Raw genomic sequence first — 23,647 nt, forward strand, 5'->3', positions numbered from 1 at the left:
CTCAGTTGCCTCCCGGGAGCGGCGGCAGGTTCGTGATCGTCGTGTCGAACCACGGTCCGTTGCCGAGGGTGCTGGCGAAGTAGCGGTAGAAGGGAGCCATCGTCCGCAGGCTCTCGTCGAGGTTGTCCTGGTTCTTCAGGAGCACCTTCACCACGGTGTCGAGGTTGGTCAGGGCCGGCTTCAGGTCGGCCTTGGACTGGTCGACCAACGCGGTCAGCTCCTGAGACATCGACGACGTGGCCACGAGCAGGTTGTGGATCGCGTCGCGGCGCGACACCAGCGCCGTGAACAGCACCCGGGCGTCCTTCATCAGCTGGATGATGTCGTCGTCGCGGGAGCCGAGGACGCCGGAGACCTTGCGCAGGTTCTTCAGCAGGGTGTTGATCTGCTGGTCGCGCGCGGCGAGGTTCTCCGAGAGCGCCGAGACCCCGGTGAGGGCGGACTTGAACTCGTCGGGGGTGTTGCGGGTGAGCTCGGCGAGCGTGCCCAGTGAGGCCTTCAGCTGGTCGACGTCGATGGCGTCGGACCGATCGGCAAGGCCCTCGAACGCGTCGATCACGTCGTACGGCGAGTGCGTGCGGTCGATCGGGATCGTGTCGCCCTCGTCCATCTGGCCCGGGCCGGCCGGTTCGATCTCGAGGTACATCGCACCCAGCAACGTCTTGACCTTGATGGAAGCCTGGGACTCGGGTCCGAAGTCGACGTCGCCCTTGATGCGGAAGGAGACCTTGACGTGGTCGCCGTCGAGCTCGAGCTTGTCGACCTTGCCGACGCGGACGCCGGCCACCCGGACCTCGTCGTTGGCCTTGAGCCCCCCGGCTTCGGAGAAGGAGGCGTAGTAGGTGTCGCCACCGCCGATGATCGGCAGCTGGTCGGCCCGGAAGGCGAGCAGGATCATCGCGGCGATCACGGCCATGCTGACCGCCCCGATGATGACCGGGTTCTTCTCGCGGAACGGAGTGCTCATGGCAGCGAACACCTCGCGTTCTCGTTGCCCTTGCCCGGGAAGGAGACCGGGATCTCCTTCAGCGTGCCGATCTTGACCGTTCCGGTGAAGTTGCAGAGGTAGAAGTTGAACCAGGAGCCGTAGGTCGCCGTACGCCCGATCTTGGTGAGCTTGATCGGCAGCACCTGGAGGGCGCGGTCGAGCTCGGCGCGGTTCTTGGCCAGGTTGCCGGCGACGGTGCGCAGCTGCTTCACGTCGCTGACCAGCGGTCCGCGGACACCCTTGACCAGGTCGGCGGTCTCGACCGCCAGCGACGAGATGGAGTCGAGGGAGCCCAGGATCGCGTCCTTGTCCTTGGCCAGCCCGCCCACCAGGTTGCGCAGGTTGATGATCAGGCTGGACAGCTGCTCGTCGCGGTCACCGACGGTGACCAGCACCTCGTTGAGGTTGTCGATGAGGTCACCGATCACCTGGTCGCGGTCGGCCAGGGTCTGGGTCACCGATGCGGTGTGTCCCAGCAGCCCCTCGAGCGTGCCGCCCTCGCCCTGGAAGACCTGGATGATCTCGTAGGAGAGCTGGTTGATGTCCTGCGGGGAGAGCGCCTCGAAGAGCGGCTTGAAGCCGTTGAAGAGGACGGTGAGGTCGAGCGCCGGCTTGGTGCGCGAGACAGGGATGGTGTCGCCCTCGTCCATCTTGGTGCCGCCGTCACCCTGCTGGGCCAGGGAGATGTAGCGCTGCCCGACCAGGTTGCGGTAGCGGATCGTGGCGAACGTCGTGCTGGTGACGTCGGCCTCGTCGGCGACGCTGAAGGTGAGCACGGCGCGGGTGCGGTCCTTGATCTCGATGCCCTTCACGGTGCCCACCTTGACCCCCGCCACGCGGACGTCGTCGCCCTTGACCACGCCGGCGACGTTGGTGAACTCTGCTTTGTACTCGCGACTGGACTGGAAGGTGATGTTGCCGATCAGCACGGCCAGCATGCCGGTGGCGATCGCGGTGACGACCATGAAGACCACGAGCTTCCAGGTGGCCGATGCGGTGCGCTTGTCGAGGATGCTCATCGCAGCGACACCTCCGTCCCGCGGACCATCGGGCCCAGGAGGAGCACGCCCAGGTCGGACGGCTCGGAGCCGTTCATGCCGGCCAGCATGCCGCGGATCAGGTCGGCCTCGGTGGCGCCACCAGGCGTGGCCGCCAGGGTCAGGCCGCCGGGAGCGACCCTGCGGGTGCCCTTGCCGGTGTCCTGCTCGACGCCGTCGTTGAAGTTGGGAAGGCTCTTCACCGGGTTCTTCTGGCTGTAGGGCGAGTCGGGCAGGGTGCCGCAGTAGGCACCGTTCTTGGCGCCGTTGACCGGGGTGTCCTGGGGGCCGTACTCGCGCGGGCTGTTCGGCAGCACCTCGAGGTTGACGTGCAGCACGAAGCCGCGGAAGGCCTCGGCCTGCGTCTTCCCTGCCTTGATGATGCCGGCGGTCATGCACGGGAACTCGGGTGCGTACTTGGCGATCACGCGCAGCTGCTGGGCGCTCAGCTCACCGACCCGGATGAGGTTCTCCTCGTTGGCGTCGAGGAACGCACCGGTCACCTCGGAGAAGCGCGAGACGTCGGAGAACAGCTTCTTGAGCTTGTCCTCGCGGGAGAGCAGCGTGTTGCCGGTCTTGACCGTGTTGCGCAACGTCGTCGCGATCTCGGGCAGCACGTCGGCGTACAGGTCGGAGGTGCGCGCGGTCAGTCGCAGGTCCTCGATGAGCGCCGGCAGTTGCGGGTTGATCCGCTTGAGGTAGCTGTCGAGGATCTCGAGGTTCTCGCCGATGCGGTCGCCACGACCCTCGAGGGCAGTGGCCAGCGCGGTCAGGGTCTTGTTGAGGTCGGCCGGCTCGACGGCACGCAGCAGCGGGTAGAGGTCGTTGAGGGTCTGCTCGACCTGCGCGGCGACCTTGGTCTGGGTGATCGTGGCACCGGCGCGGATGTGTTGCGCGTCCGGAGATCCTGGGACCTGGAGTGCGACGTACTTCTCGCCGAAGAGGGTCTTCGGCTCGATGCGCGCGGTCACGTTGGCCGGGATGGTGTCGACCTGGTCGGGGTAGAGGCCCAGGGTGAGGACGGCCCCGTCGGAGGTCGCCTTCATGTCGAGCACCTCGCCGACCTGGACGCCGCGGATCTTGACGTCGGCACGTGCCGGAAGCTGCAGGCCGACGTTGCTCGACTCGAGCGAGACCCGGTCGTAGTCGGTGAACTGCTTGGAGAAGATCGCCATCGTCAGCCACAGCCCACTGGCGATCAGGGCCAGGAAGAGCAGGCCGACGATCTTGGTGTGTCCCAGGATCCTGTTCATCCTGCCAACCTCACCGTCGTCGTGGTGCCCCAGATGGCCATCGAGAGGAACAGGTCGATCACGTTGATCGCCACGATGGAGGTGCGCACCGCGCGGCCCACGGAGACGCCCACGCCCGCGGGGCCGCCGCTCGCGTTGTAGCCGTGGTAGCAGTGGATCAGGATGACGACGATGGCGAAGACCATCACCTTGCCGAAGGACCAGAGCACGTCGCCCGGCGGGAGGAACTGGTTGAAGTAGTGGTCGTAGGTGCCCGGGCTCTGCCCGAAGAACGTGGTCAGCGTGAGCCGGGTGGCGAAGTACGACGACAGCAGCCCGACGACGTAGAGCGGGATGACCGCGATCAGGCCGCCGATGATGCGCGTCGTGACCAGGAACGGCAGGGACGGGATCGCCATGACCTCGAGGGCGTCGATCTCCTCCGAGATGCGCATGGCGCCGAGCTGTGCGGTGAAGCCGCAGCCGACGGTGGCGGCGAGGGCGATACCGGCGACCAGCGGCGCGATCTCACGGGTGTTGAAGTAGGCCGAGAGGAAACCGGAGAACGCGGCGGTGCCGATCTGGTTCAGGGCGGCATAGCCCTGGAGCCCGACCTCGGTGCCGGTGAAGAAGCACATCGCGAGGATGACGCCGACGGTGCCGCCGATGACCGCCAGGGCTCCCGATCCGAGGGTGACCTCGGCCAGGATCCGCAGGATCTCCTTCTTGTAGCGGCGCACCGTGCGCGGAGTCCAGGCCAGGGCGCGCAGGTAGAACCCCAGCTGCTGGCCCATTTCGTCGAGCATCTGCAGGGGGCGGCGGTAGGCGGCCTTCAGGTCTGCCATCGCGTCAGCCTGTCTTTGGTGGGACGAGTTGCATGTAGATCGCACTCATCACGAAGTTGACGACGAAGAGAAGCATGAACGTGATGACCACGGACTCGTTGACCGCGTCACCGACCCCCTTGGGGCCTCCCCCGGCGTTCATGCCCTTGTAGCAGGCCACGATCGCGGCGATCAGGCCGAAGACGAGTGCCTTGGCCATGCCCTGCCACAGGTCGGGCAGTTGTGCGAGCGCGGTGAAGCTCGCTAAATAGGCCCCCGGTGTGCCGTCCTGGAGGACCACGTTGAAGACGTAGCCCCCGATCACGCCGACCACCGAGACCAGGCCGTTGAGGAACACCGCGACCAGCATGCAGGCCAGCACGCGGGGCACCACGAGGCGCTGGATCGGGTCGATCCCGAGCACCATCATGGCGTCGAGCTCCTCGCGGATCTTGCGGGCGCCCAGGTCGGCCGCGATGGCCGACCCGCCGGCCCCGGCGATCAACAACGACGTCGCGATCGGCCCCGCCTCGCGTACGACGGCGAGGACCGCGGCCGAACCGGTGAACGACTGGGCGCCGAACTGCTTGATCAGGCCACCGACCTGGAGGGCGATGACCGCACCGAACGGGATCGCCACCAGGGCGGTCGGCACGATCGTCACTGATGCGATGAACCAGGCCTGCTGGAGGAACTCCCGCAGCTGGAAGGGTCGCCGGAACAACCCGCGCCCGACGTCGAGACCGAAGGCGAAGAGCTTGCCTGCGGTGCCGATCGGGGCGAGTGCCCGGGATGAGGTCAGTGACGACATGTGTGCGCGTGTCCGGTCAGGAGCCCGGGGCCAGGCCGGCGTTGGCGGACTCGAAGGATCCGGGCGGCGGGATGATGCCGTTCTCGCGGCACCATTCGCCGCCGGGGCGCTGGCTGCGGCGCGGGATGCCGTTGGACGGCTCGAGCTGGAGCGGGATCGGGGGCAGCGGCGGCATCTCGATGCCCTCCTCCGCGGCCAGCTCGTCGGCGTCCTTCTCCTCGGACATGCCGATCGGGCCGACGGTCTGGGCGTTCAGGAACTGGCGGACCACCGGCTCCTCGGAGCTGAGCAGCATCTCGCGCGGGCCGAACATGGCCAGGTGCTTGTGGTAGAGCAGGCCGATGTTGTCGGGCACGGTGCGGGTGCTGTTGATGTCGTGGGTCACGATCAGGAACGTCGCGTCGATCTGCGCGTTCAGGTCGATGAAGAGCTGGTTGATGAACGAGGTGCGCACCGGGTCGAGGCCGGAGTCGGGCTCGTCGATGAGCAGGATCTCGGGGTCGAGCACCAGGGCCCGGGCCAGGCCGGCACGCTTGCGCATACCACCGGAGATCTCACCGGGGAGCTTGTCCTCGGCGCCGATCAGGCCGACGAGGTCCATCTTCTCCATGACGATGTTGCGGATCTCGGTCTCGTTCTTCTTCGTGTGTTCGCGCAACGGGAACGCCACGTTGTCGAAGAGGTTCATCGAGCCGAACATGGCGCCGTCCTGGAAGAGGACACCGAACAGCTTGCGGATCTCGTAGAGGTCCTTCTCGGAGCAGCTGGCGATGTCGGTGCCCTCGATGAGCACCGAGCCCTTGTCGGGCTTGAGGAGACCGATCAGGGTCTTCAGGAACACCGACTTGCCGGTTCCCGACGGACCGAGCATCACGGAGATCTCACCGGCAGGAATGGTCAGGGTGACGTCACCCCAGATCAGCTGCTTGCCGAATGACTTCGTGAGCTCTTCGACTCTGATGTCTACGCCCATGGCGTCTCTTCTCCCTCGTGCATAGCTGGACTGGCTCCGCGCTCGGCCCGACCGAACGCGAACTCCCATGCCCGCGCCGACTTCTCAGTAACAACGCGAGCGCTCCGAGTAAGTTACGGGGTTTCCCCGGTCGCGTCACTAGCTGCGCGAACCTTTCGCGCGTCGTCCGAGGGGTGAGTCGAAGACTGTGTCGAAATGACGAACGGGCGGGCACCCCCAAAAGGGGATACCCGCCCGTGCTGCGCCGAGGCGCAACGATTCATCGCACGCGTGAGCGTGCTGGAATCACTTGACCGTGACGGTGGCGCCGGCGCCTTCGAGGGCTTCCTTCGCCTTGTCCGCGGCAGCCTTGTCGACCTTCTCGAGGATGGCCTTGGGAGCCGACTCGACGAGGTCCTTGGCCTCCTTCAGACCGAGGGAGGTCAGCGCGCGGACCTCCTTGATGACGTTGATCTTCTTGTCACCAGCGGCCTCGAGGACCACGTCGAACTCGTCCTGCGCGGCGGCCTCGTCGCCACCAGCGGCGCCACCGGCGGCCGGGGCAGCGGCAACGGCGACCGGAGCAGCGGCGGTCACGCCGAAGGTCTCCTCGAACTGCTTCACGAACTCGGAGAGCTCGATGAGGGTCATTTCCTTGAACGCGTCGAGCAGCTCGTCAGTGCTGAGCTTCGCCATGATGGCGTTTCCTTTCGGTACTGGCCCGCCCGCGGATCATTGCGGAGGGCCGGGTTTCAGGTGGTGTACGTCGGCCTTGAATCAGGCGTCAGTGGACTCGGCGGCCTCTTCGGCAACCGGGGCTGCCTCGGTGGCCTCGTCGGAAGCAGGAGCTTCCTCGGCAACCGGGGCTTCCTCCGCAGTGCTTTCGGCCGGGGCGGGAGCACCGGCACCACCTGCGAGGATCGAGGGGTCCTGCTGCGCCTTGGCCTCGAGGGCGCCGGCGAGCCGGGCAGCCTGCGAGATGGGAGCGTTGAGCAGGTAGACGGCCTGGGAGAGCGAAGCGAGCATTGCGCCCGCCAGCTTGCCCATGAGGACCTCGCGCGACTCGAGATCGGCCAGCTTGGCGATCTCCTTCGCGTCGAGGAAGCCGCCGTCGAGCACGCCACCCTTGATGATCAGGGCGGGGTTCGCCTTGGCAAAGTCACGCAGACCCTTGGCCGCCTCGACGACGTCACCGCTGATGAAGGCGATGGCGGTCGGGCCGGCGAGGAGGTCGTCGAAGCCTTCGATGCCCACCTCGTTGGCGGCGATCTTGGCCAGCGTGTTCTTGACCACGGCGTAGTTGGCGTTCTCGCCGAGGGTGCGCCGCAATTCCTGCAGCTGCGCCACGGTGAGACCGCGGTAATCGGTCAGCACAGCACCAGCGGCGTTGTTGAACGAGTCAACGACCTCCGCAACGGCTGCTGCCTTGTCTGGCCGCGCCATGGGTCTCCTTCCGAACTACGTCGAAGAGACCACCGCACACTCCCGGGAAATGTCGAACGCCCCGGCGCAGGGCCAGGGCGTGTGTCGATCCGGAGATCGTGCTCTGTACCTGCGCTGGCCGTCCGCTTCGCGGAACCTTCGGTCACTCACCCGATCTCCCGGGCAACCGACCACCGGCGGTCTCTGGTTACGAACGTGAAGTCTAGGCCCGCGGGCGACAGCCACCAAATCGACTGACGCCGACGCGTCCGGGGCGGCCCTACTGCCGGGCGCCGGGTGGCGCCTGGGTGGTCACCTGACCCGCGGGCGGGGCGGCGATCTCGAGCTGCTGCCCGTAGTTGGAGTAGACCAGCGTCGTGGTCGCGGTCTTGCCCTCGACGGTGTAGGACGTCACGGCCTGGACCGGGCGGTTCTCCTTGTCGAGCCACATCTCCATCTGCACCGGCTGGGTGCCGTTCTCCACCCCCTCGTCGTCGAGGGCGGCGGCCTCGATGCCGACCTTGTAGTGCACGGCCGGCCCGGCGTCGGTGTTCTCCACCCCGACCACCTCGAAGGACTCGGGCTCACTCAGGCTGCCGAGGAACCGGTCGGGGTCCGCGAAGAGCAGCAGGTCCTCGAGCTCGGGACTGGCCGGCGCCTGCCACCACGGCTTGACCGAGCCGCGGATCCCCTTGACGTAGAACGTGCCGTCGACGTACACGCCGATCAGGCGGCCCTGCGCGCCCGGGAGGCTGATCCGGATCGCAGGTTCGGACGACGCGCCCGCGATGTCCTGGATCGACGGGGCCGCGGCCTGGCCGTCGACCTCCTGGACCGAGACCACCCGCCAGCTGTCAGCGGCCTTCTGGGCGGCGATCACCGTCGTGAAGAACTCCTCCGCGGGGACGGTGACGAAGCCTCCCGCGAGCTCCTGCGGCTCGTCGGCCACCGAGCTGGACCCGGAGTCCTCGGCCTTCTCCTTGTCGGCCTCGTCGCGGTTGTGACCGCTCACGATCAGCAGCAGCATCACCCCGACGACCAGGATGGCGGCGAGCGCCGCCTGGGCGGACAGGGAGCGGGAGAGCTGGCGAGACATGGCGCAAAGGCTACGTCTCCCCCTCCACGTCGGTGACGGGAGGGAGAGACGTAGCCCCAAGTCGCGGCCGGCCGAGGCCCGGCGAACGAATCAGCTCGTGGCGACTTCCGACGCGGCGGGCTCCTGGATGTCGACGGCCGTGCCGTAGTCGGAGTACAGGATCTCCGTCGAGGTCTTCTGGCCCTGGATGGTGATCTCCTGCGTCATCTTGACCGGCCGGTTCTCGGCGTCCACCCACATGTCGTAGGTGAGCTCCGGCGGCATGAGGTCCTTGATCTCCGCGGGGAGGCCGAGCTTCTCGACGTACGACGCCGAGTCGATCGTCACCACGTAGTGGTTGGCGGCGACACCGTCGACGTCCTCCTCACCGACCAGCTCGAACTTCTTCGGGTCCTCCATGATCGAGAGGGACTTCTTCGGGTCCGAGAACTCGAGGAGCTGGCCGAACGGGTTGTTCGGGTCCGAGGAGTCGATCTTCTGCCACTTGCCGGCGGTCGCGCCCGGCAGGCCGTCGCCCTTGAGGTACATGACGCCGTCGATGAGCACGGCCTCGAAAGCCTGGGCCGCGCCCGGCTCCGTGGTCACGTGCGACGCGGTCTTGCCGTCCTTGTAGGAGGCTTCCATGTTCATCGTGATGGTCTGGCCGGCCGCCGTCGTGGTGGTCGTTCCCTTGAACGTCTCGGCCGCGATCTGCGCGTCGATCACGGTCTCGTAGAACTCACCGGCCTCGAGCTCGGTCAGCTCGCCGCCGGTGGACTCGGTCTCTTCGTCGGAGTCGGTGGAGGCGTCGTCGCTGGGGTCGGCAGCCTGGCTGCTGGACTGCTTGGAGTCCTTGTCGTCCTTGTCACCGTCGTCGGAGCAGCCGGCGAGCAGGAGGGTGGAGGCCAGGACCGCGGCGATCGCGGTGCGGGGCAACTTGATGGACATGGATGAGTCTCCTCGTCGTGGTGGGTTCGCCCGCGCAACCTACCCAGCCCCGCAGCCACGAAACACATCGCCTTCCGCCGGTTCAGATGACGGCGGCCAAATGACGTCGGCCGGCCACCCCGCAGTGGGGTGGCCGGCCGGTGTCGTGCACGACGAACGCAGATCAGGCCTGTACGTCGTCCTCGCCCGCAACGTTGCGGGTGCGGTTGGGGTCGACCTGGACGCCGGGGCCCATGGTCGTCGACAGCGTGACCTTCTTGATGTAGCGGCCCTTGGAGCTGGCCGGCTTGAGACGCAGCACCTCTTCGAGGGCGGCGGCGTAGTTCTCGGCCAGCTGGGCCTCGCCGAAGGAGGCCTTGCCGATGATGAAGTGGAGGTTCGCGTGGCGGTCCACGCGGAACTCGATCTTGCCGCCCTTGATGTCGGTGACGGCCTTGGCCACGTCGGGGGTGACGGTGCCGGTCTTCGGGTTCGGCATGAGGCCACGGGGGCCGAGCACGCGGCCGAGGCGACCGACCTTGCCCATCATGTCGGGGGTGGCGACGACGGCGTCGAAGTCGGTCCAGCCGCCGTTGACCTTCTCGATGAGCTCGTCGCCACCGACGATGTCGGCGCCGGCCTCACGGGCGGCCTCGGCCTTCTCCGCGTTCGCGAACACGAGGACGCGGGCGGTCTTGCCGGTGCCGTGGGGCAGGTTGACGGTGCCGCGCACCATCTGGTCGGCCTTGCGGGGGTCGACGCCGAGACGCATGACGACGTCCACGGTCTCGTCGAACTTCTTCTTGCTGCCGTTCTTGGCGATCTTGATCGCGGCCAGCGGGGCGTAGAGCTCGTCCTGGTCGAACGTCTCGGCCGCCGCGCGGTAGGTCTTGCTGCGCTGCATGGTGTTCTCGTTTCTTCGAAAGAGTGTGTGGTGCACGGGCCAGCGCGGCCCTGCCACGTGGTGCTCGGGTCAGACTGTCTGGGCGCTGAGGCTCAGGCGGTCTCGACGCCCATCGAACGGGCGGTGCCTTCGACGATCTTCATCGCTGCGTCGATGTCGTTGGCGTTGAGGTCGGGGAGCTTGGTCGTCGCGATCTCGCGGACCTGGTCCTTGGTCAGCTTGCCGACCTTCTCCTTGTGCGGGACGCCCGAGCCCTTCTTCAGGCCGGCGGCCTTCTTGATCAGCTCGGCGGCCGGAGGAGTCTTCGTGATGAACGTGAAGGAACGGTCCTCGTAGATGGTGATCTCGACGGGGATGACGTTGCCACGCATCGACTCGGTCTGCGCGTTGTAGGCCTTGCAGAAGTCCATGATGTTCACACCGTGGGGACCGAGAGCGGTACCCACCGGCGGAGCCGGAGTCGCTGCGCCAGCCTGCAGCTGCACCTTGACGAGTGCAGCAATCTTCTTCTTGGGAGGCATGTCTTTCTCTTTCTTCGTGTGGTCATGACGGGGATGGATCCCCTGCCACTGGTTACCTGTTGCCTGGACAACCGGACCATTGTGCTCCGGATGCCGGGTGCTTGTGAAATCGTGCTGCTCTTTGGGCCGTCGAGAAGCCGGCTCGTCCTCGGTGGTCGAGCGGCCGGCTCATCCCTCGGTGGTCGAGTAGGTCGCTCTGCGACCGTATCGAGACCAGACCGAAACCTTGGTTCCTGCCCTGCGCCTCTCACCGGGTCTCGACCCGCAGTGCCGACTTCGTTCCTCAGCCGGCCGCTCGCTCGACCTCAGCGCGGTTCTGACCGGCTCCGCCGGTCAGACGCGCTGAATCTGGGAGAAGGAGAGCTCGACGGGGGTCTCGCGGCCGAAGATCTCGACGAGCGCCTTGACCCGCTGGGACTCGGCGTTGATCTCGGTGATCGTCGCGTGCAGCGTGGCGAACGGGCCGTCGACCACCATCACGGAGTCGCTGACGTCGAAGTCGGCGACCTCGACGGGCTTGCGGGAAGCAGCGGTGCTGCCGGCCTTCGGGGTGCCCCCACCGGACTCGGCCGCGGCGGCCTCGGCCTCGGCGGCAGCGACGACGGCCGGGGCCAGCATGCTCTCGACCTCGGCCATGCTCAGCGGGACCGGCTGGTGGCTGTGGCCGACGAAGCCGGTGACGGACGGCGTGTGGCGCACGGTCGACCAGGACTCGTCGGTGAGGTCCATGCGGACCAGGACGTAGCCGGGGAGCACGGTGCGCTTGACCAGCTTGCGCTGGCCGTTCTTGATCTCGGCAACCTCCTCGATGGGGACCACGATCTCGTGGATGTAGTCCTCCATGTTGAGGGAGATGATGCGGTTCTCGAGGTTCGCCTTCACCCTGTTCTCCATGCCGGAGTAGGTGTGGACGACGTACCAGTCGCCGGGCTTGGCCCAGAGCGCGCGGCGGAACTCCTCGAGGGGGTCCTCGTCGACTGCGTCCTCTTCGGTGGCGTCCTCTTCGACTGCGTCCTCGTCGGCCTGGCCCTCGAAGGCGGCTTCGGCATCTGCCTCGGCGTCGACCTCGGACTCGGCCTCGACGGCGTCCTCGGCGAGAACCTCGGCCTCGGCCTCGGTGTCGGCGGTTGCCTCGACCTCGAGGTCGCCCTCGCCGTCGTCGATGACCTCGACCTGCTCAACGGTCTCGTCGACCGCTGCTTCGTCGTACTGCTCCGACACGTGATGCTCCGTCATTTCGTAGTGCGTGGTGCGTGCCCGGCGGGGCCGCCCGACAGGTCAGGGCGGGCCGGGGGCGGCGCTATTCCTTGGTGTTGGTCGCGAGGATCTCGAAGATCAACTTGCCGAATCCGAGATCCAGCAGCGACACCAGCGTCATCAGCGCGATCACGAAGACCATGACCACGATGAAGTACGTGACCAGCTGCTCCTGGGTCGGCCAGACGACCTTGCGCAGCTCGGCGATGGCTTGGCGCACGAACGTGACTGGTCCGGTGCGCTCGTTCTCGTCGCCCGAGCCGCGAACTGCGTCGCTGTCCGCCACGTCCTCCACCTTCCGATTGCTGTCTGTTCGATTGTTCGGTGCTGCTTGATGTTGCAGGGCACGAGGGACTTGAACCCCCAACCTTCGGTTTTGGAGACCGATGCTCTGCCAGTTGAGCTAGTGCCCTCCGGTGGGCCCAGGCCTCGCCCGCCGACTTCGCGGCATGGCTGAGCATGGGTGGGATCACCAAAATGGGAGTCTACGGGGAACACCAAGGTGGCGTCCAAACCGGGTGCGCATCAACCCCATCCCCTCCCGCGTGAAAACATGGGGCCATGACCGAGGCGAACCAGACCGTCCAGCCCCTCGCGGAGCGCTCCCCCGAGCAGATCGCAACGTTCCTCGACGAACAGCGCGCGACGTACGAAGCGCTCAAGGCCGGCGGCCTGAAGCTCGACCTCACGCGCGGCAAGCCGGCCCCGGCGCAGCTCGACCTGTCCGACGGACTGCTCTCGCTGCCCCACGGCGTGAAGGACGCCGACGGCGTCGACACCCGCAACTACGGCGGACTGGCCGGCATCTCCGAACTGCGCGCGATGTTCGCCGAACTGCTGTGGGTGGAGCCCGAGCAGGTCGTCGCCGGCGGCAACTCCAGCCTCGTCATGATGCGCGAGGTCCTCACCGACCTGTGGCTCAAGGGCGGTGTCGACAGTGAGCGGCCGTGGGGTGCGGAGGAGAAGGTCACCTTCATCTGTCCCGTGCCCGGCTACGACCGCCACTTCACCCTGCTCGACTGGTTCGGCATCGACACGGTCACCGTGCCGATGAACGAGGACGGCCCCGACGCCGAGGCGGTGGCCGCACTGGTCGCCGACGACCCCAGCATCAAGGGCATCTGGATCGTGCCGACGTACGCCAACCCGAGCGGCTCGATCGCCAGCCAGGAAGTGGCGGCCCGACTCGCCTCCATGCCGACCGCGGCTCCCGACTTCAAGATCTTCTGGGACAACGCCTACGCGTTCCACCACCTGACCGAGGACGAGGCCAAGAGCGCGGACATCCTCACCCTGGCCAGCGCGGCCGGCAACCCGCACCGCCCGATCATGTTCGCCTCGACCTCGAAGATCACCTTCGCCGGCGCCGGCGTCGCGTTCCTGGCCGGGTCGGTCGAGACCGTGAAGTGGTACACCACGCACCTCGGCAAGGGCGCCATCGGGCCCGACAAGCTCAACCAGCTGCGCCACGCACAGTTCTTCGGCTCGCCGCAGGGCGTGCGCGACCACATGGCCAAGCACCGCGAGATCATCGCCCCGAAGTTCGCGGAGGTGGAGCGGGTGCTCTCCGAGCGCCTCGGCGGCCTGGGTGTGGCCACCTGGACCAAGCCCGCCGGCGGCTACTTCGTCAACCTCGACGTCATGGACGGCACCGCGTCCCGGGTGATCGCCCTGGCCAAGGAGGCCGGCATCGCGCTGACCCCCGCCGGCTCCTCGTTCCCGCACGGCGACGACCCGCGCGACCGCAACATCCGGCTGGCGCCGACCTTCCCGGAGCTGGCCGACGTCGCCGCGGCGATGGACGGCGTGGCCACCTGCGCCTTGCTGGCCGCCGCGGAGAAGCTCGCCGACTGAGCCTCCTTGTAGCCTGCCCGCATGCGTGATCCGAGGCGCGACCTGACCAGCCTGCCCAAGGCGCACCTCCACCTGCACTTCACCGGATCGATGCGGCACGCCACGCTGCTCGAGCTCGCCGAGCGGGACGGCGTCGCGCTCCCCGACTCGCTGGTCGAGGAGTGGCCGCCGCAGCTGTCCGCGGCCGACGAGAAGGGCTGGTTCCGCTTCCAGCGGCTCTACGACGTGGCGCGGTCGGTGCTGCGCACGCCCGACGACGTACGACGGCTGGTGCGCGAGGCGGCCGAGGACGACGTCCGCGACGGCGGACGCTGGCTCGAGATCCAGGTCGATCCCAGCGGGTACGCCGCGAAGTTCGGCGGCGTCACCGCGTTCACCGACCTGGTCCTCGACTGCGTCCGCGACGCCTCGGCACGCACGGGCCTGGGCATCGCCGTGGTGATCGCGGCCAACCGCACCCGGCACCCGCTCGATGCGCGCACCCTCGCCCGGCTCGCGGCGCAGTACGTCGACCGGGGCGTGGTCGGCTTCGGGCTCTCCAACGACGAACGGCGGGGCACCACCGCAGACTTCGCGCCGGCCTTCGCCATCGCCGAGCGGGCCGGGCTCCTGCTGGCCCCGCACGGCGGCGAGCTGCGCGGGCCCGACAACATCAGGCTCTGCCTCGACCACCTGCACGCGAACCGGCTCGGCCACGGGGTGCGGGTCGGTGAGGACCCGGCGTTGCTCGATCGCGTGGTGCAGCAGGGCATCGCCCTCGAGATGTGCCCGGTCTCCAACGTGGCGCTGGGCGTCTACTCCGACCTCACGTCGGTGCCGCTCCCCCAGCTGATGGACGCCGGGGCCACCATCGCGCTGGGCGCTGACGACCCGCTGCTGTTCGGCTCCCAGCTCGAGGGCCAGTACGCCACGATGCGCGCCGCCCACGACCTCACCGACGCCCGGCTGGCCGAGCTGGCGCGCATGTCGTTCCGGGCCTCACGGGCGCCGTCCGACCTCGTCGCCACCGCGATGGCCGACATCGACGCCTGGCTGGAGAAACCGGACCAAGGAGTGCAGTGACCGGACCACAGGACAGGTAAGTGGGACTTGCCCGGCCCAGGCGTGCGCTCAGCCGATCACCAGCGACACTGCTCACCTGTCCTACGGTCCGCTGACGCCGACTAGAGCGAACAGCCGACCATCACGGGTTCGTTGACCAGGCGGATGCCGAAGCGGGCCTCGACACCGTCGCGGACCTCCCGGGCCAGCGCCAGCAGGTCGTCGGTGGTCGCGCGACCGCGGTTGGTCAGGGCCAGGGTGTGCTTCGTGGAGAGGCTGACCCGCTCGTTGCCGTGGCCCTTGGTGAACCCGGCGCGCTCGATCAGCCAGGCGGCGCTCGACTTCACGGTGCCGTCGGGCTGCGGGAACAGCGGCGCCCCCTCGGGGAGCGATTGCGCCTGCTCGGGGGTGAGGAACGGGTTCGTGAAGAACGACCCGGCGCTCCACGTGTCGTGGTCGGCGGCGTCGAGCACCATGCCCTTGCCGGCGCGCAGGCCCAGCACCGTCCGGCGTACGTCGGCCAAGGGTGCCCGCTCACCCTGCTCGACACCGAGGGTGCGGGCCAGCTCGGCGTACTTCACCGGGGCACCGAGGTCGCCGCAGGGGAACTGGAAGGTCACCTCGAGCACGACATGGCGGCCCGGGTCGGCCTTGAAGCGGCTGTGCCGGTAGCCGAAGCCGCAGTCTGCGTTCGTGAAGGTGCGTACGCCGCGCAGGGTGCGGTCCCAGACGCGGACGGAGACGATGGTCTCGGAGACCTCCTGGCCGTAGGCGCCGACGTTCTGGATCGGGGTGGCGCCCACGGAGCCCGGGATGCCGGAGAGTGCTTCGACGCCCACCCAGCCGCTGGTCACGGCGCGGGCAACGAGGTCGTCCCACACCTCGCCGGCGGCGACCGTGACGGTGACGCCGTCAGAGGTCGGCTCGGTCGTGATGCCACGGGTCGCGATGCGGACCGCGGTGCCGGGGAAGCCGTCGTCCGAGACGACCAGGTTGCTGCCGCCGGCGACCAGCAGCAACGGTTCGCCGCGTCCATCGGCGTCACTGACCGCGGCCACCAGCTCGTCCTCGGTGGTCGCCTCGACCAGCGTGGCCGCGGGGCCGCCCAGGTGCAGGGTGGTCAGGTCGGCCAGGCGGTCAGGCACGAATGACTGCCTTGGGCGCCCCGAGCACCTTGTCGTCGCCGCAGGTGACCTCGAGCGCGAGAGAGATGAGCCCGTCGGCCTCGCCGGTCACCCGGCCGGCGACGCGGACCACCACGCCCTCGTCGTCATCGGGGACCACGACCGGCTTGGTGAACTTGCAGCCGAACTCGACGACCCTGCCGGGGCCGCCGGCCCACTCCTCGACCGCACGGGCGGCCAGGGCCATCGTGAACATGCCGTGGGCGATCACGCCGGGCAGCCCGACCGACGTGGCCACCCGCTCGCTCCAGTGGATCGGGTTGAAGTCTCCGCTGGCTCCGGCATAGCGCACCAGGTCGGCACGGGTCACCCGGAACTCGCGGTCGGCGAACTCGCTCATGCGTCCTCCCCACGGTGGATCAACGTCGCCTTGGTCGTGCAGACCAGGGCGCCGTCGGCGTCGGTGATGCGGCTCGAGGTGCCGATGATGTCGTTGCCGCCGATCTGGCGCAGCGTGTCGACGGTCAGGCTCGCAGTGAGCACGTCACCGGCCTGCACGGCGCGCTCGTAGGCGAACCGCTGCTCGCCGTGCACGATGCGGAAGAGGTCGACCTGCACGTCGGCGAGGAATCCGTTCATCGCGTGGAAGGCCACGATGATCGGGAACGTGGGCGGTGCGATGCGTTCGTCGTACGGCGCCCCGGTCGCCTCGGCGAACTCACGCAGCTTGACGGCGGTGACGGCGTACGGCTCCGTCGGCGGGAACTCGCGCCCCACCAGGGTCTGGTCGATCGGCATGGGTTCAACCTATCCATTCGATTCCACGCGCCGCGTGTGGGCCGTGAAATGGCGTCGAGGACGACACCCATGACGGGTGTCGTCCTCGACGGACGTGTGTGGAGACTTGTTCAGCGGGTCTCGCGGTGCGCAGTGTGGGTGCGGCAGCGCGGGCAGAACTTCTTCATCTCCATGCGGTCGGGGTCGTTCCGACGGTTCTTCTTGGTGATGTAGTTGCGCTCCTTGCAGTCCACGCAGGCAAGCGTGATCTTGGGGCGAACGTCAGAGCTCTTGCTGGCCACGGGAAGTCCTTCGCTGGATAGGTACTGCAGGGTGTTGCTGGTGTTGCCGGTCGTTCTGTCGAGTAGCGGGAGCGGGACTCGAACCCGCGACACCACGATTATGAGTCGTGTGCTCTAACCACCTGAGCTACCCCGCCACGGGGACGGGGTGTCCCGCCGGCGCAAACCGGCGGGACCCCACACCCAGAGCCCCTTTACGGAATCGAACCGTAGACCTTCTCCTTACCATGGAGACGCTCTGCCGACTGAGCTAAAGGGGCGCAGCGACAGTGAAGAATACACAGACCGAACGGCGAAGAGGAAATCGGGTGGGAGAGGCCTGGATCACACCGTGATCCGGGCGAACGGACGGGCCTCCTCGAGCTCGTAGGCGAGCTCCAGCAAGGTGGCCTCGCGACCCCATTCCGCGCCGAACATCATGCCCTGCGGAAGGCCCGCTGACGTGGTCGCCAGGGGCAGCGAGATCGCCGGTTCTCCGGTGGCGTTCTGCAGTGGCGTGAAGGCCACCCAGTCGAGCAGCTTCTCCATGATCTCGTCGAACTCCTGTGTCGGGTCGAGGTGCCCGACTTTGGGCGTCTCGTGGGCCAGGGTCGGGGTCAGCACCACGTCGTAGTCGCGGAAGAACCGGGCCGAGATGCGCTTCGACGCGGCGATGCGCGCGGTCGCGAGGGGCAGCCTGTGGAGGTTGCGCGTGCAGTGTCGGGCAAGTCCGAGGGTGAGGTTGTCGAGCTTCGACGGGTCCCAGGTGCGGCCGTACGTCGCCCGGCCGGTGCGCAGCACGAACATGCTCAGCAGCGACCAGTAGAGCAGGAAGTCGTCGGGGAACGAGTCCGGCACGGGTGGTGTGATCTGCTCGACCTGGTGGCCCAGCTCCTCGAGGAGGGCGGCCGTCTTCAGGGTCAGCTCGGCCACCTCGGGGGTCGCGGAGCGTCCGACCGAGTCGGTGGCGACCGCGATCCGCAGCCGCTTGCGGCCGGGGTGGGTGATGTCGCCGATCGGGGCGAGCTTGAGGTTGCGGTAGACCTTCTCGGCCTCGCGGTAGAACGCCGCCGAGTCGCGGACCGAACGGGTGACGACGCCGTCGGCGACGATGCGCACCGGCATGTCGCGCATCATCTTGTCCTGGGCGATCCGGTTGCGGGTCGGCTTCATGCCGACCAGGCCGTTCACCGATGCCGGGATGCGGATCGAGCCGCCGCCGTCGTTGGCGTGCGCGATCGGCAGTGCTCCGGCAGCCACGAACGCGGCGGCACCGGCCGAGGAGGCCCCGGCGGTGCGGCCGGTGTCCCAGGGGCTGCGTACGGCGCCCAGGCGCGGGTGCTCGGCGACCGCGCTGAAACCCCACTCGGACAGCTGCGACTTGCCGAGCGGGATCACGCCGGTGGCGCGGAACATGCGGGCGAAGTCGCCGTCGGACTTCTTCTCGCGTCCGGCGTACGCGTCCGCGCCCTGGTGGGTCGGCATACCCGCGACGTCGCAGTTGTCCTTGACCAGGGTCGGTACCCCGCAGAAGAAGCCGCCGTGCGGGTCCTTCGCCTCCAGGCGGGCGGTGTCGAAGGCGGTGTAGGCGAGGCCGTTGACCGCCGGGTTGACCTTCTCGATCCGGGCGATGGCGGCGTCGACCACCTCCGGGACGCTCACCCGGCCGGACTGGATCTCCTCCACCAGTCCGACGGCGTCGAGGTCGCCGAGGGCGTCATCGCTGAACGAGTGCACACGTGTCATGAGCCACAAGTTACCGCCCGGTTGCGGGTCATCCCAGGAGGTGGATCACCAACGGGACGAGAAGACTGGTGGCCAGGGCGGTCAGGCCCATCGAGAGCCCGGCGAAGGCTCCCTCGGTCGGGTCCTCGTGCAGGGCACGCGAGGTGCCGATGCCATGGGAGGCCGCGCCCAACGCCAGCCCACGGGCGCGGCGGTCACGGATGTGGAGCAGGGTCAGCACGGTGGGCCCGAGGACGGCACCGAGCATGCCGACCACGATGGTGAACACCGCGACCATCGACGGGTTGCCTGCGACGTGATCGGCGACCGCGATCGCGATCGGGGTGGTCGCCGACTTGGGAGCCATCGTGCGCTCGAGCACGTCGCCGCCGCCGAGCACGCGGACCATGAGGACGCCAGTGCTGATGGAGACGAACGCGCCGACCGGGATGGCGACCAGCATCGGCACCGCGAGCTCCTTGAGGTGGTGCGCCTCGCGGTGCAGCGGTACGGCGAGCGCCACCGTGGCCGGGCCCAGGAAGAACGCGATGACCGATCCACCGACCAGGTACTCGTCGTACTCGATGTCGAGGAGCCACATGGCCACACCGACGATCGCGATGGCCACCAGCACGGGCTGGGCGAGCGGGTGGTTCCGGGACAGGCGCTTCACCTCGAGCCCGCCGCGGTAGGCGGCCAGGGTGAGGACGACGCCCGTCAGCGGCGAGGAGCGCAGGTAGTCCATCGCCTCGCTCATGCCGCACTCCTGCGACGGGTGAGCAGTGCGACGAGGACGCCGACCGCGACCAGGCCGGCCAGCCACGAGACCAGCAGCGCGCCGGTGATCGGCAGCGCGTCCTCACGCACCGCGCCGAGGTAGGCCACGATGCCGACGCCCGGCGGGATGAACAGCAGTTGCAGGTGCCTCAGCACGCGGTCAGAGACACGCAGCAGGCCGGCGCCCGTGTCGGGGCGTCGCCACTGCAGCAGCCCGAAGAGGATCACCATGCCGATGACCGGACCGGGCACCGGCAGGTCGAGTGAGCGCACCATCACCTCGCCGACCAGCTGGCAGCCGAGCAACCACATCATTCCGTTGAGCACGGCGGTCACCCTACGCGCGAGATCCGGGTCACACGGGGGTCGCTACGGGGGCGGCTGCAGGGGCCTCTCGAGTGCGACGACCTCGGGCGGAAGGCCCCATTCGGCGCCACCCAGTCGCGACACGGGCTGCAGTCGGGACATCGATGGTGAGCCGTCGACCATGGCCTCGTCGCGGACCGTGACGGCGACGACCCGGCCGAGCACCAGGGTGCACGTGCCGACCTCGATCGTGGTGTGCAGGACGCACTCGATCGAGGCCGGTGCGTCGCTGACCCGGGGCGGCGCGACCAGCTCGCTGGGCTCCATCGCGATGCCCAGCGCGGCGGCCTCGTCGACACCGGCCTCGTAGGGAGCGCTGGTCTGGTTGACCGCGTCCATCTGCGGCAGACCGGCCAGGTTCACCACGAATTCACCGGTCGCCAGCACGTTGCGCAGCGTGTCCTTGACGCCGACCGAGGTGAACTGCACGACCGGTGGCCGGTTGCTGGAGACGGTGAAGAAGGAGTGCGGGGCCAGGTTGACGACGCCGTCACCGGAGAGCGTGGACACCCATGCGATCGGGCGGGGTACGACGAGCGCTGTCAGCAGTCGGTAGGGGTTGACGTCGGGGTCGTCGACGGCGAAGACGCGGCGTGGGTTCACGGGAGCCAGCATTGCTCAGACCGCGACGGCCGAAAGACGCGGGTCGCGCCTCCCGAGCAGCTGTGCCGCCGCGTCCACGTCGCCGTCGGCGAGCAGTCGGCGTACCTCGGTGGAGGAGCAGGTGCGTTCGCCGACCCGGACGAGGTCGAGCGCATCGACCCGGAAGCCGTGCCAGGCACCGGCGGCGCGCAGGTAGTCGACGTCGCCGGCGCCGGCCCGGCCGCACTTGAAGTTGCTGCCGACCACGAGTGAGCGCACCCCGAGCCGGGCCACGAGCCCGTCGGCGACGAAGCTCTCTGCCGGTGTGGCGGCCGTGGCCTTGGTGAACGGGAGCACGACGACGCCGTCGACACCGTGCGCCAAGGCCAGGTCGACCCGGTCGTCGACGTCGAGCAGCGCCCGCGGCGCTCGCTCCGGGCAGGTGACCAGCATGGGATGCGGGTCGAAGGTGACGAGGAGCGTCGGCAGTCGCAGCCGGGCGCCGTGCCCGACCGCGCGCCGGGCAAGTGCCTGGTGGCCGCGGTGGAACCCGTCGAAGACGCCCATCGTGACGACCGAGCCGTGCGGGTCGATCTCGTCCCGGGAGGGCCAGTCGTGCCATACGTGACCGCTCATCGTGCTCACCTTCATCGAAGTCTGGATACCCGCGGGGCCGGGCGGGGTGGAGCGCGGCCCCGCGGGTGTCTGTGGTCGGCTCAGCCGCGCTCGAGGACGAAGTCGTAGCTCTCGCGGTTGACGCCGTTGTCGTCGGCCTGCGGGTCCAGGACCAGCTCGGGCTTGGTGGCCTCGGCCACGTCCGAGTCGAGCCACTCGCCACCGGCGAAGTAGAGCTGCGTCGTGATCGTGCGGTGCCCCTCGGCCCGCACCTGGACGTGCAGGTGGGCGGGACGCCACGGGTGCCAGCCCGCGACCTCGATCATCTTGCCGGTGGGCCCGTCCGTCGGGATCTGGTACGGCGCCGGCTGGATGGTGCTGATCTCGAACCGGCCCTCGTCATCGGTGACGAAGACGCCCCGCAGGTTGCCGTCGGGGACGTGCGGCGCGAAGCCGGCGTAGTAGCCGTCGGAGTCGGCGTGCCACAGGTCGACCTCGGCGCCGGCCAGCGGCGTCCCGTCGAGGTCACGGACCTGGCCGGTGAGGACGAGAGGCGTGCCCTTCTCGTCGTCGCGGCGCGGCAGCTCCGCCTTGGCGGGCAGCCTCACCTGGTCGGGCAGGTAGTAGGGGCCGAGGATGGATCCCTTGGTGCCCTGCTGGGACTTCGCGACCTGCTCCTCCACAGCGTGCTCGACGAACACGTCCATGAACAGCGGCCACTCGCCTCCGTCGCCGACCTCCATCAGCCAGGCCTTGGCGGCCTGGAACTCCGGGTAGCTGACGTCGTACTCGGCGATGGCGTCGTGGACGCCCTTGAGCACGGCGGTGACGATCGCGGCGACCCGCTCGGGCGGGGTGTCGGCGACGTCGTGGGCAGCGGCCGAGGCCTTGAAGTTCTCGCTGGCGTTGGCGCCGGACCCGGCAGCCGTGGGTGAGTCCTGGAGAGTGCTCATCTGTCGTTCCTCATTTCCGGTTCAGGATGCGGTTGACGTCGGTGGGGTTGACCAGGTCCGGAACCGTCCAGCCGTCGAGGTCGTACTCCGCCATCATCGACTCGGCGAAGCCCTTCATCGCGTCGGTCTCCCCCTGGGCCTCGGCGGCGAAGAGGATCTCGGCCTTCACGTTCTCGTGGTTGCCGGAGTAGTTGCGCTCGTAGAGCTCGTGGCGGCCACCGAACTCGGTGCCGACGGCGTCCCACAGCGCCTTCATCACCTTGACCCGGTCGACCGCGTCGTAGCCGTTGGAGCCGCGGACGTACTTGTCGAGGTAGGGCCGGACCTCCGGGGTCTTGAAGTCGATCGAGCTGGAGTTCAGGTAGATCAGACCGGACGCGACGTCCTGCATGATGATCTCCTTCACCCGCGGGTAGGCCTCGATCATCAGCTGGCGGTAGACCAGCCCGTAGTCGAGCTTCGGGAGCACCGTGCCGTTGGGGCCCTCGTCGGGGTTCAGCGCCATCGCGTCGGCCAGGGCCCGGAACGCGTTGCGGTAGCCGATCACCTCACCGACCCGGGTCTGGACGCCGCGGAAGTCCTTGGCACCGGTCGCCTCGAGGGCCTTGAGCAGCAGGCCGGCGATGAAGTCGAGCTTCACGGAGAGGCGGATGCAGCCGTGGAACGTGAACCGCGGGATGAAGCCGGACTGCGGGAAGAAGCCGTTGATCTTCTCCACGTCGCCGTAGACGAAGATGTTCTCCCACGGCACCAGCACCTTGTCGAAGACGAAGATGGTGTCGTTCTCGTCCATGCGGCTCGAGAGCGGGTAGTCGAACGGGCTGCCCATCACGTCGGCGGCCATCGTGTACGACGGACGGCAGATCAGCTTCACGCCCGGCGCGTCCATCGGGACGGTGCAGACGATCGCGTACTCCTTCTTCTTGATCGGGAGGCCGTAGTGCGCGATGAAGTTGTAGTTGGTGATCGCCGAACCCGTGGCCACCACCTTGGCGCCGGAAACGATGACGCCCGCGTCGGTCTCCTTCTCGACCCGCATGAAGACCTCGCCGGCCTCGTCGGGCGGCAGGTCGCGGTCGACCGGCGGGTTGATGATCGCGTGGTTCCAGTAGGTGAGCCGCTCCTGGCTCTCCTTGTACCAACGCTTCGCGTTGTCCTCGAAGGGTGCGTAGAACTCGGTGTTTCCGCCGAGCGTCCCGAGGAAGCTCGCCTTGTAGTCGGGGCTGCGGCCCATCCAGCCCCAGGTCTGCCGGGCCCACGCCTCGATCGCGTTCTTGTCCTTGACCAGGTCGGCCGAGCTGTGCGGCGCCCGGAAGAACGGGTGCGTGAAGCCGCCGTTGCCGGTGTCGGTCGGCACGGTGAGTACGCCGGCACCCGTGACCGCGTCCTCGTGGAGCGCGTCGTAGAGCCGCGCGGTCATCCGGACCGGGTTGCGGAACGCCGGGTGCTCGGTGACGTCCTTGACGCGTTCTCCGTAGATCCAGATCTCGCGGTCGTCGCGGATCGACTCGATGTACTCGTCACCGGTCATCGGGCGGACGTCGTTGAGCCCTTCGGTGACGGTGCTGAGCTGGCGGTCCTGGGTGGCGGTCATGGTGTTTC

Annotated in this window: 27 protein-coding genes and 3 tRNA genes; 2 read left to right on the forward strand and 28 right to left on the reverse strand. The window is 68.2% G+C overall.

Annotated features, from left to right (window positions below; translation table 11 throughout):
• Window position 1 precedes the first annotated feature (1 nt).
• From ASH02_RS19980 to ASH02_RS20050, 15 genes are all read right to left on the reverse strand, one after another.
• Window positions 2-967 carry an MCE family protein gene (locus ASH02_RS19980; RefSeq protein ID WP_057295412.1) on the reverse strand — a complete coding sequence of 322 codons (966 nt, stop codon included), beginning with the start codon at window positions 965-967 and terminating at the stop codon, window positions 2-4.
• Window positions 964-2,007 (reverse strand): MCE family protein, encoded by a 1,044-nt coding sequence (locus ASH02_RS19985; protein WP_056682416.1) that lies wholly within the window; start codon window positions 2,005-2,007, stop codon window positions 964-966. Before ASH02_RS19985 ends, ASH02_RS19980 begins: the two co-directional genes overlap by 4 nt.
• The gene (locus ASH02_RS19990; protein ID WP_057295365.1) at window positions 2,004-3,278 is read right to left on the reverse strand and encodes an MCE family protein; all 1,275 of its coding nucleotides are present in this window, start codon (window positions 3,276-3,278) and stop codon (window positions 2,004-2,006) included. The genes ASH02_RS19985 and ASH02_RS19990 overlap by 4 nt, the downstream gene beginning before the upstream one ends.
• Window positions 3,275-4,102, reverse strand: a complete 828-nt coding sequence (locus tag ASH02_RS19995; RefSeq protein ID WP_056682421.1) for an MlaE family ABC transporter permease — start codon at window positions 4,100-4,102, stop codon at window positions 3,275-3,277. Before ASH02_RS19995 ends, ASH02_RS19990 begins: the two co-directional genes overlap by 4 nt.
• Window positions 4,103-4,106: 4 nt before the next feature.
• Window positions 4,107-4,892: an MlaE family ABC transporter permease gene (locus ASH02_RS20000; RefSeq protein WP_056682424.1), complete on the reverse strand. Its 786-nt coding sequence runs from the start codon at window positions 4,890-4,892 to the stop codon at window positions 4,107-4,109.
• Between the two features lie 16 nt (window positions 4,893-4,908).
• Window positions 4,909-5,865, reverse strand: coding sequence for an ABC transporter ATP-binding protein (locus ASH02_RS20005; RefSeq protein WP_056682427.1), 957 nt, complete (start codon window positions 5,863-5,865; stop codon window positions 4,909-4,911).
• Between the two features lie 285 nt (window positions 5,866-6,150).
• On the reverse strand, window positions 6,151-6,540 hold the full coding sequence (gene rplL, locus ASH02_RS20010) for a 50S ribosomal protein L7/L12 (RefSeq protein ID WP_056682430.1): 390 nt from the start codon (window positions 6,538-6,540) through the stop codon (window positions 6,151-6,153).
• A gap of 81 nt (window positions 6,541-6,621) precedes the next feature.
• The gene (gene rplJ / locus ASH02_RS20015) at window positions 6,622-7,287 is read right to left on the reverse strand and encodes a 50S ribosomal protein L10 (RefSeq protein WP_056682433.1); all 666 of its coding nucleotides are present in this window, start codon (window positions 7,285-7,287) and stop codon (window positions 6,622-6,624) included.
• 259 nt (window positions 7,288-7,546) lie between these two features.
• Window positions 7,547-8,362, reverse strand: a complete 816-nt coding sequence (locus ASH02_RS20020) for a hypothetical protein (RefSeq protein WP_057295366.1) — start codon at window positions 8,360-8,362, stop codon at window positions 7,547-7,549.
• A 90-nt stretch (window positions 8,363-8,452) separates the two neighbouring features.
• A complete protein-coding gene (locus ASH02_RS20025) occupies window positions 8,453-9,289 on the reverse strand; it encodes a hypothetical protein (RefSeq protein ID WP_057295367.1) in 837 nt (278 codons plus the stop codon).
• Between the two features lie 163 nt (window positions 9,290-9,452).
• Window positions 9,453-10,172: a 50S ribosomal protein L1 gene (gene rplA, locus ASH02_RS20030; RefSeq protein WP_057295368.1), complete on the reverse strand. Its 720-nt coding sequence runs from the start codon at window positions 10,170-10,172 to the stop codon at window positions 9,453-9,455.
• Window positions 10,173-10,264: 92 nt separating this feature from the next.
• Complete coding sequence (gene rplK / locus ASH02_RS20035; protein WP_056682444.1) at window positions 10,265-10,693, reverse strand: 50S ribosomal protein L11; 429 nt, start codon at window positions 10,691-10,693, stop codon at window positions 10,265-10,267.
• 333 nt (window positions 10,694-11,026) lie between these two features.
• A complete protein-coding gene (gene nusG / locus ASH02_RS20040) occupies window positions 11,027-11,929 on the reverse strand; it encodes a transcription termination/antitermination protein NusG (RefSeq protein WP_056682447.1) in 903 nt (300 codons plus the stop codon).
• Between the two features lie 64 nt (window positions 11,930-11,993).
• A complete protein-coding gene (secE, locus tag ASH02_RS20045) occupies window positions 11,994-12,236 on the reverse strand; it encodes a preprotein translocase subunit SecE (protein WP_056684977.1) in 243 nt (80 codons plus the stop codon).
• A gap of 54 nt (window positions 12,237-12,290) precedes the next feature.
• A tRNA-Trp gene (locus ASH02_RS20050) sits at window positions 12,291-12,363 on the reverse strand.
• A 148-nt stretch (window positions 12,364-12,511) separates the two neighbouring features.
• Here ASH02_RS20050 and ASH02_RS20055 point away from each other — a divergent pair.
• Window positions 12,512-13,804, forward strand: coding sequence for an aminotransferase (locus ASH02_RS20055; protein ID WP_056891859.1), 1,293 nt, complete (start codon window positions 12,512-12,514; stop codon window positions 13,802-13,804).
• 21 nt (window positions 13,805-13,825) lie between these two features.
• Window positions 13,826-14,866 carry an adenosine deaminase gene (locus tag ASH02_RS20060; RefSeq protein WP_056682453.1) on the forward strand — a complete coding sequence of 347 codons (1,041 nt, stop codon included), beginning with the start codon at window positions 13,826-13,828 and terminating at the stop codon, window positions 14,864-14,866.
• Between the two features lie 101 nt (window positions 14,867-14,967).
• Here ASH02_RS20060 and ASH02_RS20065 read toward each other — a convergent pair whose 3' ends face one another.
• The 13 genes from ASH02_RS20065 to ASH02_RS20125 form a co-directional block, all read right to left on the reverse strand.
• Window positions 14,968-15,990: a UDP-N-acetylmuramate dehydrogenase gene (locus ASH02_RS20065; RefSeq protein ID WP_056682457.1), complete on the reverse strand. Its 1,023-nt coding sequence runs from the start codon at window positions 15,988-15,990 to the stop codon at window positions 14,968-14,970.
• Entirely contained in the window at window positions 15,983-16,369 is a 387-nt protein-coding gene (locus ASH02_RS20070; RefSeq protein ID WP_056682460.1) for a MaoC/PaaZ C-terminal domain-containing protein, read from the reverse strand. Before ASH02_RS20070 ends, ASH02_RS20065 begins: the two co-directional genes overlap by 8 nt.
• Window positions 16,366-16,767, reverse strand: a complete 402-nt coding sequence (locus tag ASH02_RS20075; RefSeq protein ID WP_056682463.1) for an FAS1-like dehydratase domain-containing protein — start codon at window positions 16,765-16,767, stop codon at window positions 16,366-16,368. The genes ASH02_RS20070 and ASH02_RS20075 overlap by 4 nt, the downstream gene beginning before the upstream one ends.
• A gap of 110 nt (window positions 16,768-16,877) precedes the next feature.
• A complete protein-coding gene (gene rpmG, locus ASH02_RS20080) occupies window positions 16,878-17,048 on the reverse strand; it encodes a 50S ribosomal protein L33 (protein WP_056682466.1) in 171 nt (56 codons plus the stop codon).
• 63 nt (window positions 17,049-17,111) lie between these two features.
• A tRNA-Met gene (locus tag ASH02_RS20085) sits at window positions 17,112-17,185 on the reverse strand.
• Window positions 17,186-17,235: 50 nt separating this feature from the next.
• Window positions 17,236-17,308 (reverse strand) — tRNA-Thr (locus ASH02_RS20090).
• A 64-nt stretch (window positions 17,309-17,372) separates the two neighbouring features.
• Complete coding sequence (locus tag ASH02_RS20095; RefSeq protein ID WP_056682469.1) at window positions 17,373-18,773, reverse strand: amidase; 1,401 nt, start codon at window positions 18,771-18,773, stop codon at window positions 17,373-17,375.
• Window positions 18,774-18,801: 28 nt separating this feature from the next.
• Entirely contained in the window at window positions 18,802-19,509 is a 708-nt protein-coding gene (locus ASH02_RS20100; protein WP_200950127.1) for an LrgB family protein, read from the reverse strand.
• Window positions 19,506-19,856 carry a CidA/LrgA family protein gene (locus tag ASH02_RS20105; protein ID WP_056684983.1) on the reverse strand — a complete coding sequence of 117 codons (351 nt, stop codon included), beginning with the start codon at window positions 19,854-19,856 and terminating at the stop codon, window positions 19,506-19,508. The genes ASH02_RS20100 and ASH02_RS20105 overlap by 4 nt, the downstream gene beginning before the upstream one ends.
• 42 nt (window positions 19,857-19,898) lie before the next feature.
• Window positions 19,899-20,498, reverse strand: coding sequence for a flavin reductase family protein (locus ASH02_RS20110; protein WP_235530162.1), 600 nt, complete (start codon window positions 20,496-20,498; stop codon window positions 19,899-19,901).
• A gap of 15 nt (window positions 20,499-20,513) precedes the next feature.
• Window positions 20,514-21,113, reverse strand: a complete 600-nt coding sequence (locus ASH02_RS20115) for a hypothetical protein (protein WP_057295369.1) — start codon at window positions 21,111-21,113, stop codon at window positions 20,514-20,516.
• A gap of 80 nt (window positions 21,114-21,193) precedes the next feature.
• Window positions 21,194-22,045: a catechol 1,2-dioxygenase gene (gene catA / locus ASH02_RS20120; RefSeq protein ID WP_056682479.1), complete on the reverse strand. Its 852-nt coding sequence runs from the start codon at window positions 22,043-22,045 to the stop codon at window positions 21,194-21,196.
• Window positions 22,046-22,055: 10 nt separating this feature from the next.
• Window positions 22,056-23,639 carry a 4-hydroxyphenylacetate 3-hydroxylase family protein gene (locus ASH02_RS20125; RefSeq protein WP_056682482.1) on the reverse strand — a complete coding sequence of 528 codons (1,584 nt, stop codon included), beginning with the start codon at window positions 23,637-23,639 and terminating at the stop codon, window positions 22,056-22,058.
• Between the last annotated feature and the right edge of the window lie 8 nt (window positions 23,640-23,647).

It is taken from the genome of Nocardioides sp. Soil796, assembly GCF_001429525.1.
In the GTDB taxonomy this organism is placed as follows: domain Bacteria; phylum Actinomycetota; class Actinomycetes; order Propionibacteriales; family Nocardioidaceae; genus Nocardioides.

Bases quoted from the DNA above. Each gene is read 5' to 3' on its own strand.
- catA (WP_056682479.1), bottom strand. From the start codon at position 22,045: ATGAGCACTCTCCAGGACTCACCCACGGCTGCCGGGTCCGGCGCCAAC.
- ASH02_RS20025 (WP_057295367.1), bottom strand. From the start codon at position 9,289: ATGTCCATCAAGTTGCCCCGCACCGCGATCGCCGCGGTCCTGGCCTCC.
- ASH02_RS19985 (WP_056682416.1), bottom strand. From the start codon at position 2,007: ATGAGCATCCTCGACAAGCGCACCGCATCGGCCACCTGGAAGCTCGTG.
- ASH02_RS19990 (WP_057295365.1), bottom strand. From the start codon at position 3,278: ATGAACAGGATCCTGGGACACACCAAGATCGTCGGCCTGCTCTTCCTG.
- rplL (WP_056682430.1), bottom strand. From the start codon at position 6,540: ATGGCGAAGCTCAGCACTGACGAGCTGCTCGACGCGTTCAAGGAAATG.
- ASH02_RS19995 (WP_056682421.1), bottom strand. From the start codon at position 4,102: ATGGCAGACCTGAAGGCCGCCTACCGCCGCCCCCTGCAGATGCTCGAC.
- ASH02_RS20075 (WP_056682463.1), bottom strand. From the start codon at position 16,767: ATGCCGATCGACCAGACCCTGGTGGGGCGCGAGTTCCCGCCGACGGAG.
- ASH02_RS20060 (WP_056682453.1), top strand. From the start codon at position 13,826: ATGCGTGATCCGAGGCGCGACCTGACCAGCCTGCCCAAGGCGCACCTC.
- nusG (WP_056682447.1), bottom strand. From the start codon at position 11,929: ATGACGGAGCATCACGTGTCGGAGCAGTACGACGAAGCAGCGGTCGAC.
- ASH02_RS20020 (WP_057295366.1), bottom strand. From the start codon at position 8,362: ATGTCTCGCCAGCTCTCCCGCTCCCTGTCCGCCCAGGCGGCGCTCGCC.
- rplJ (WP_056682433.1), bottom strand. From the start codon at position 7,287: ATGGCGCGGCCAGACAAGGCAGCAGCCGTTGCGGAGGTCGTTGACTCG.
- ASH02_RS20005 (WP_056682427.1), bottom strand. From the start codon at position 5,865: ATGGGCGTAGACATCAGAGTCGAAGAGCTCACGAAGTCATTCGGCAAG.
- ASH02_RS19980 (WP_057295412.1), bottom strand. From the start codon at position 967: ATGAGCACTCCGTTCCGCGAGAAGAACCCGGTCATCATCGGGGCGGTC.
- rplA (WP_057295368.1), bottom strand. From the start codon at position 10,172: ATGCAGCGCAGCAAGACCTACCGCGCGGCGGCCGAGACGTTCGACCAG.
- ASH02_RS20100 (WP_200950127.1), bottom strand. From the start codon at position 19,509: ATGAGCGAGGCGATGGACTACCTGCGCTCCTCGCCGCTGACGGGCGTC.
- ASH02_RS20070 (WP_056682460.1), bottom strand. From the start codon at position 16,369: ATGAGCGAGTTCGCCGACCGCGAGTTCCGGGTGACCCGTGCCGACCTG.
- ASH02_RS20055 (WP_056891859.1), top strand. From the start codon at position 12,512: ATGACCGAGGCGAACCAGACCGTCCAGCCCCTCGCGGAGCGCTCCCCC.
- ASH02_RS20000 (WP_056682424.1), bottom strand. From the start codon at position 4,892: ATGTCGTCACTGACCTCATCCCGGGCACTCGCCCCGATCGGCACCGCA.
- rplK (WP_056682444.1), bottom strand. From the start codon at position 10,693: ATGCCTCCCAAGAAGAAGATTGCTGCACTCGTCAAGGTGCAGCTGCAG.
- ASH02_RS20095 (WP_056682469.1), bottom strand. From the start codon at position 18,773: ATGACACGTGTGCACTCGTTCAGCGATGACGCCCTCGGCGACCTCGAC.
- ASH02_RS20115 (WP_057295369.1), bottom strand. From the start codon at position 21,113: ATGAGCGGTCACGTATGGCACGACTGGCCCTCCCGGGACGAGATCGAC.
- ASH02_RS20125 (WP_056682482.1), bottom strand. From the start codon at position 23,639: ATGACCGCCACCCAGGACCGCCAGCTCAGCACCGTCACCGAAGGGCTC.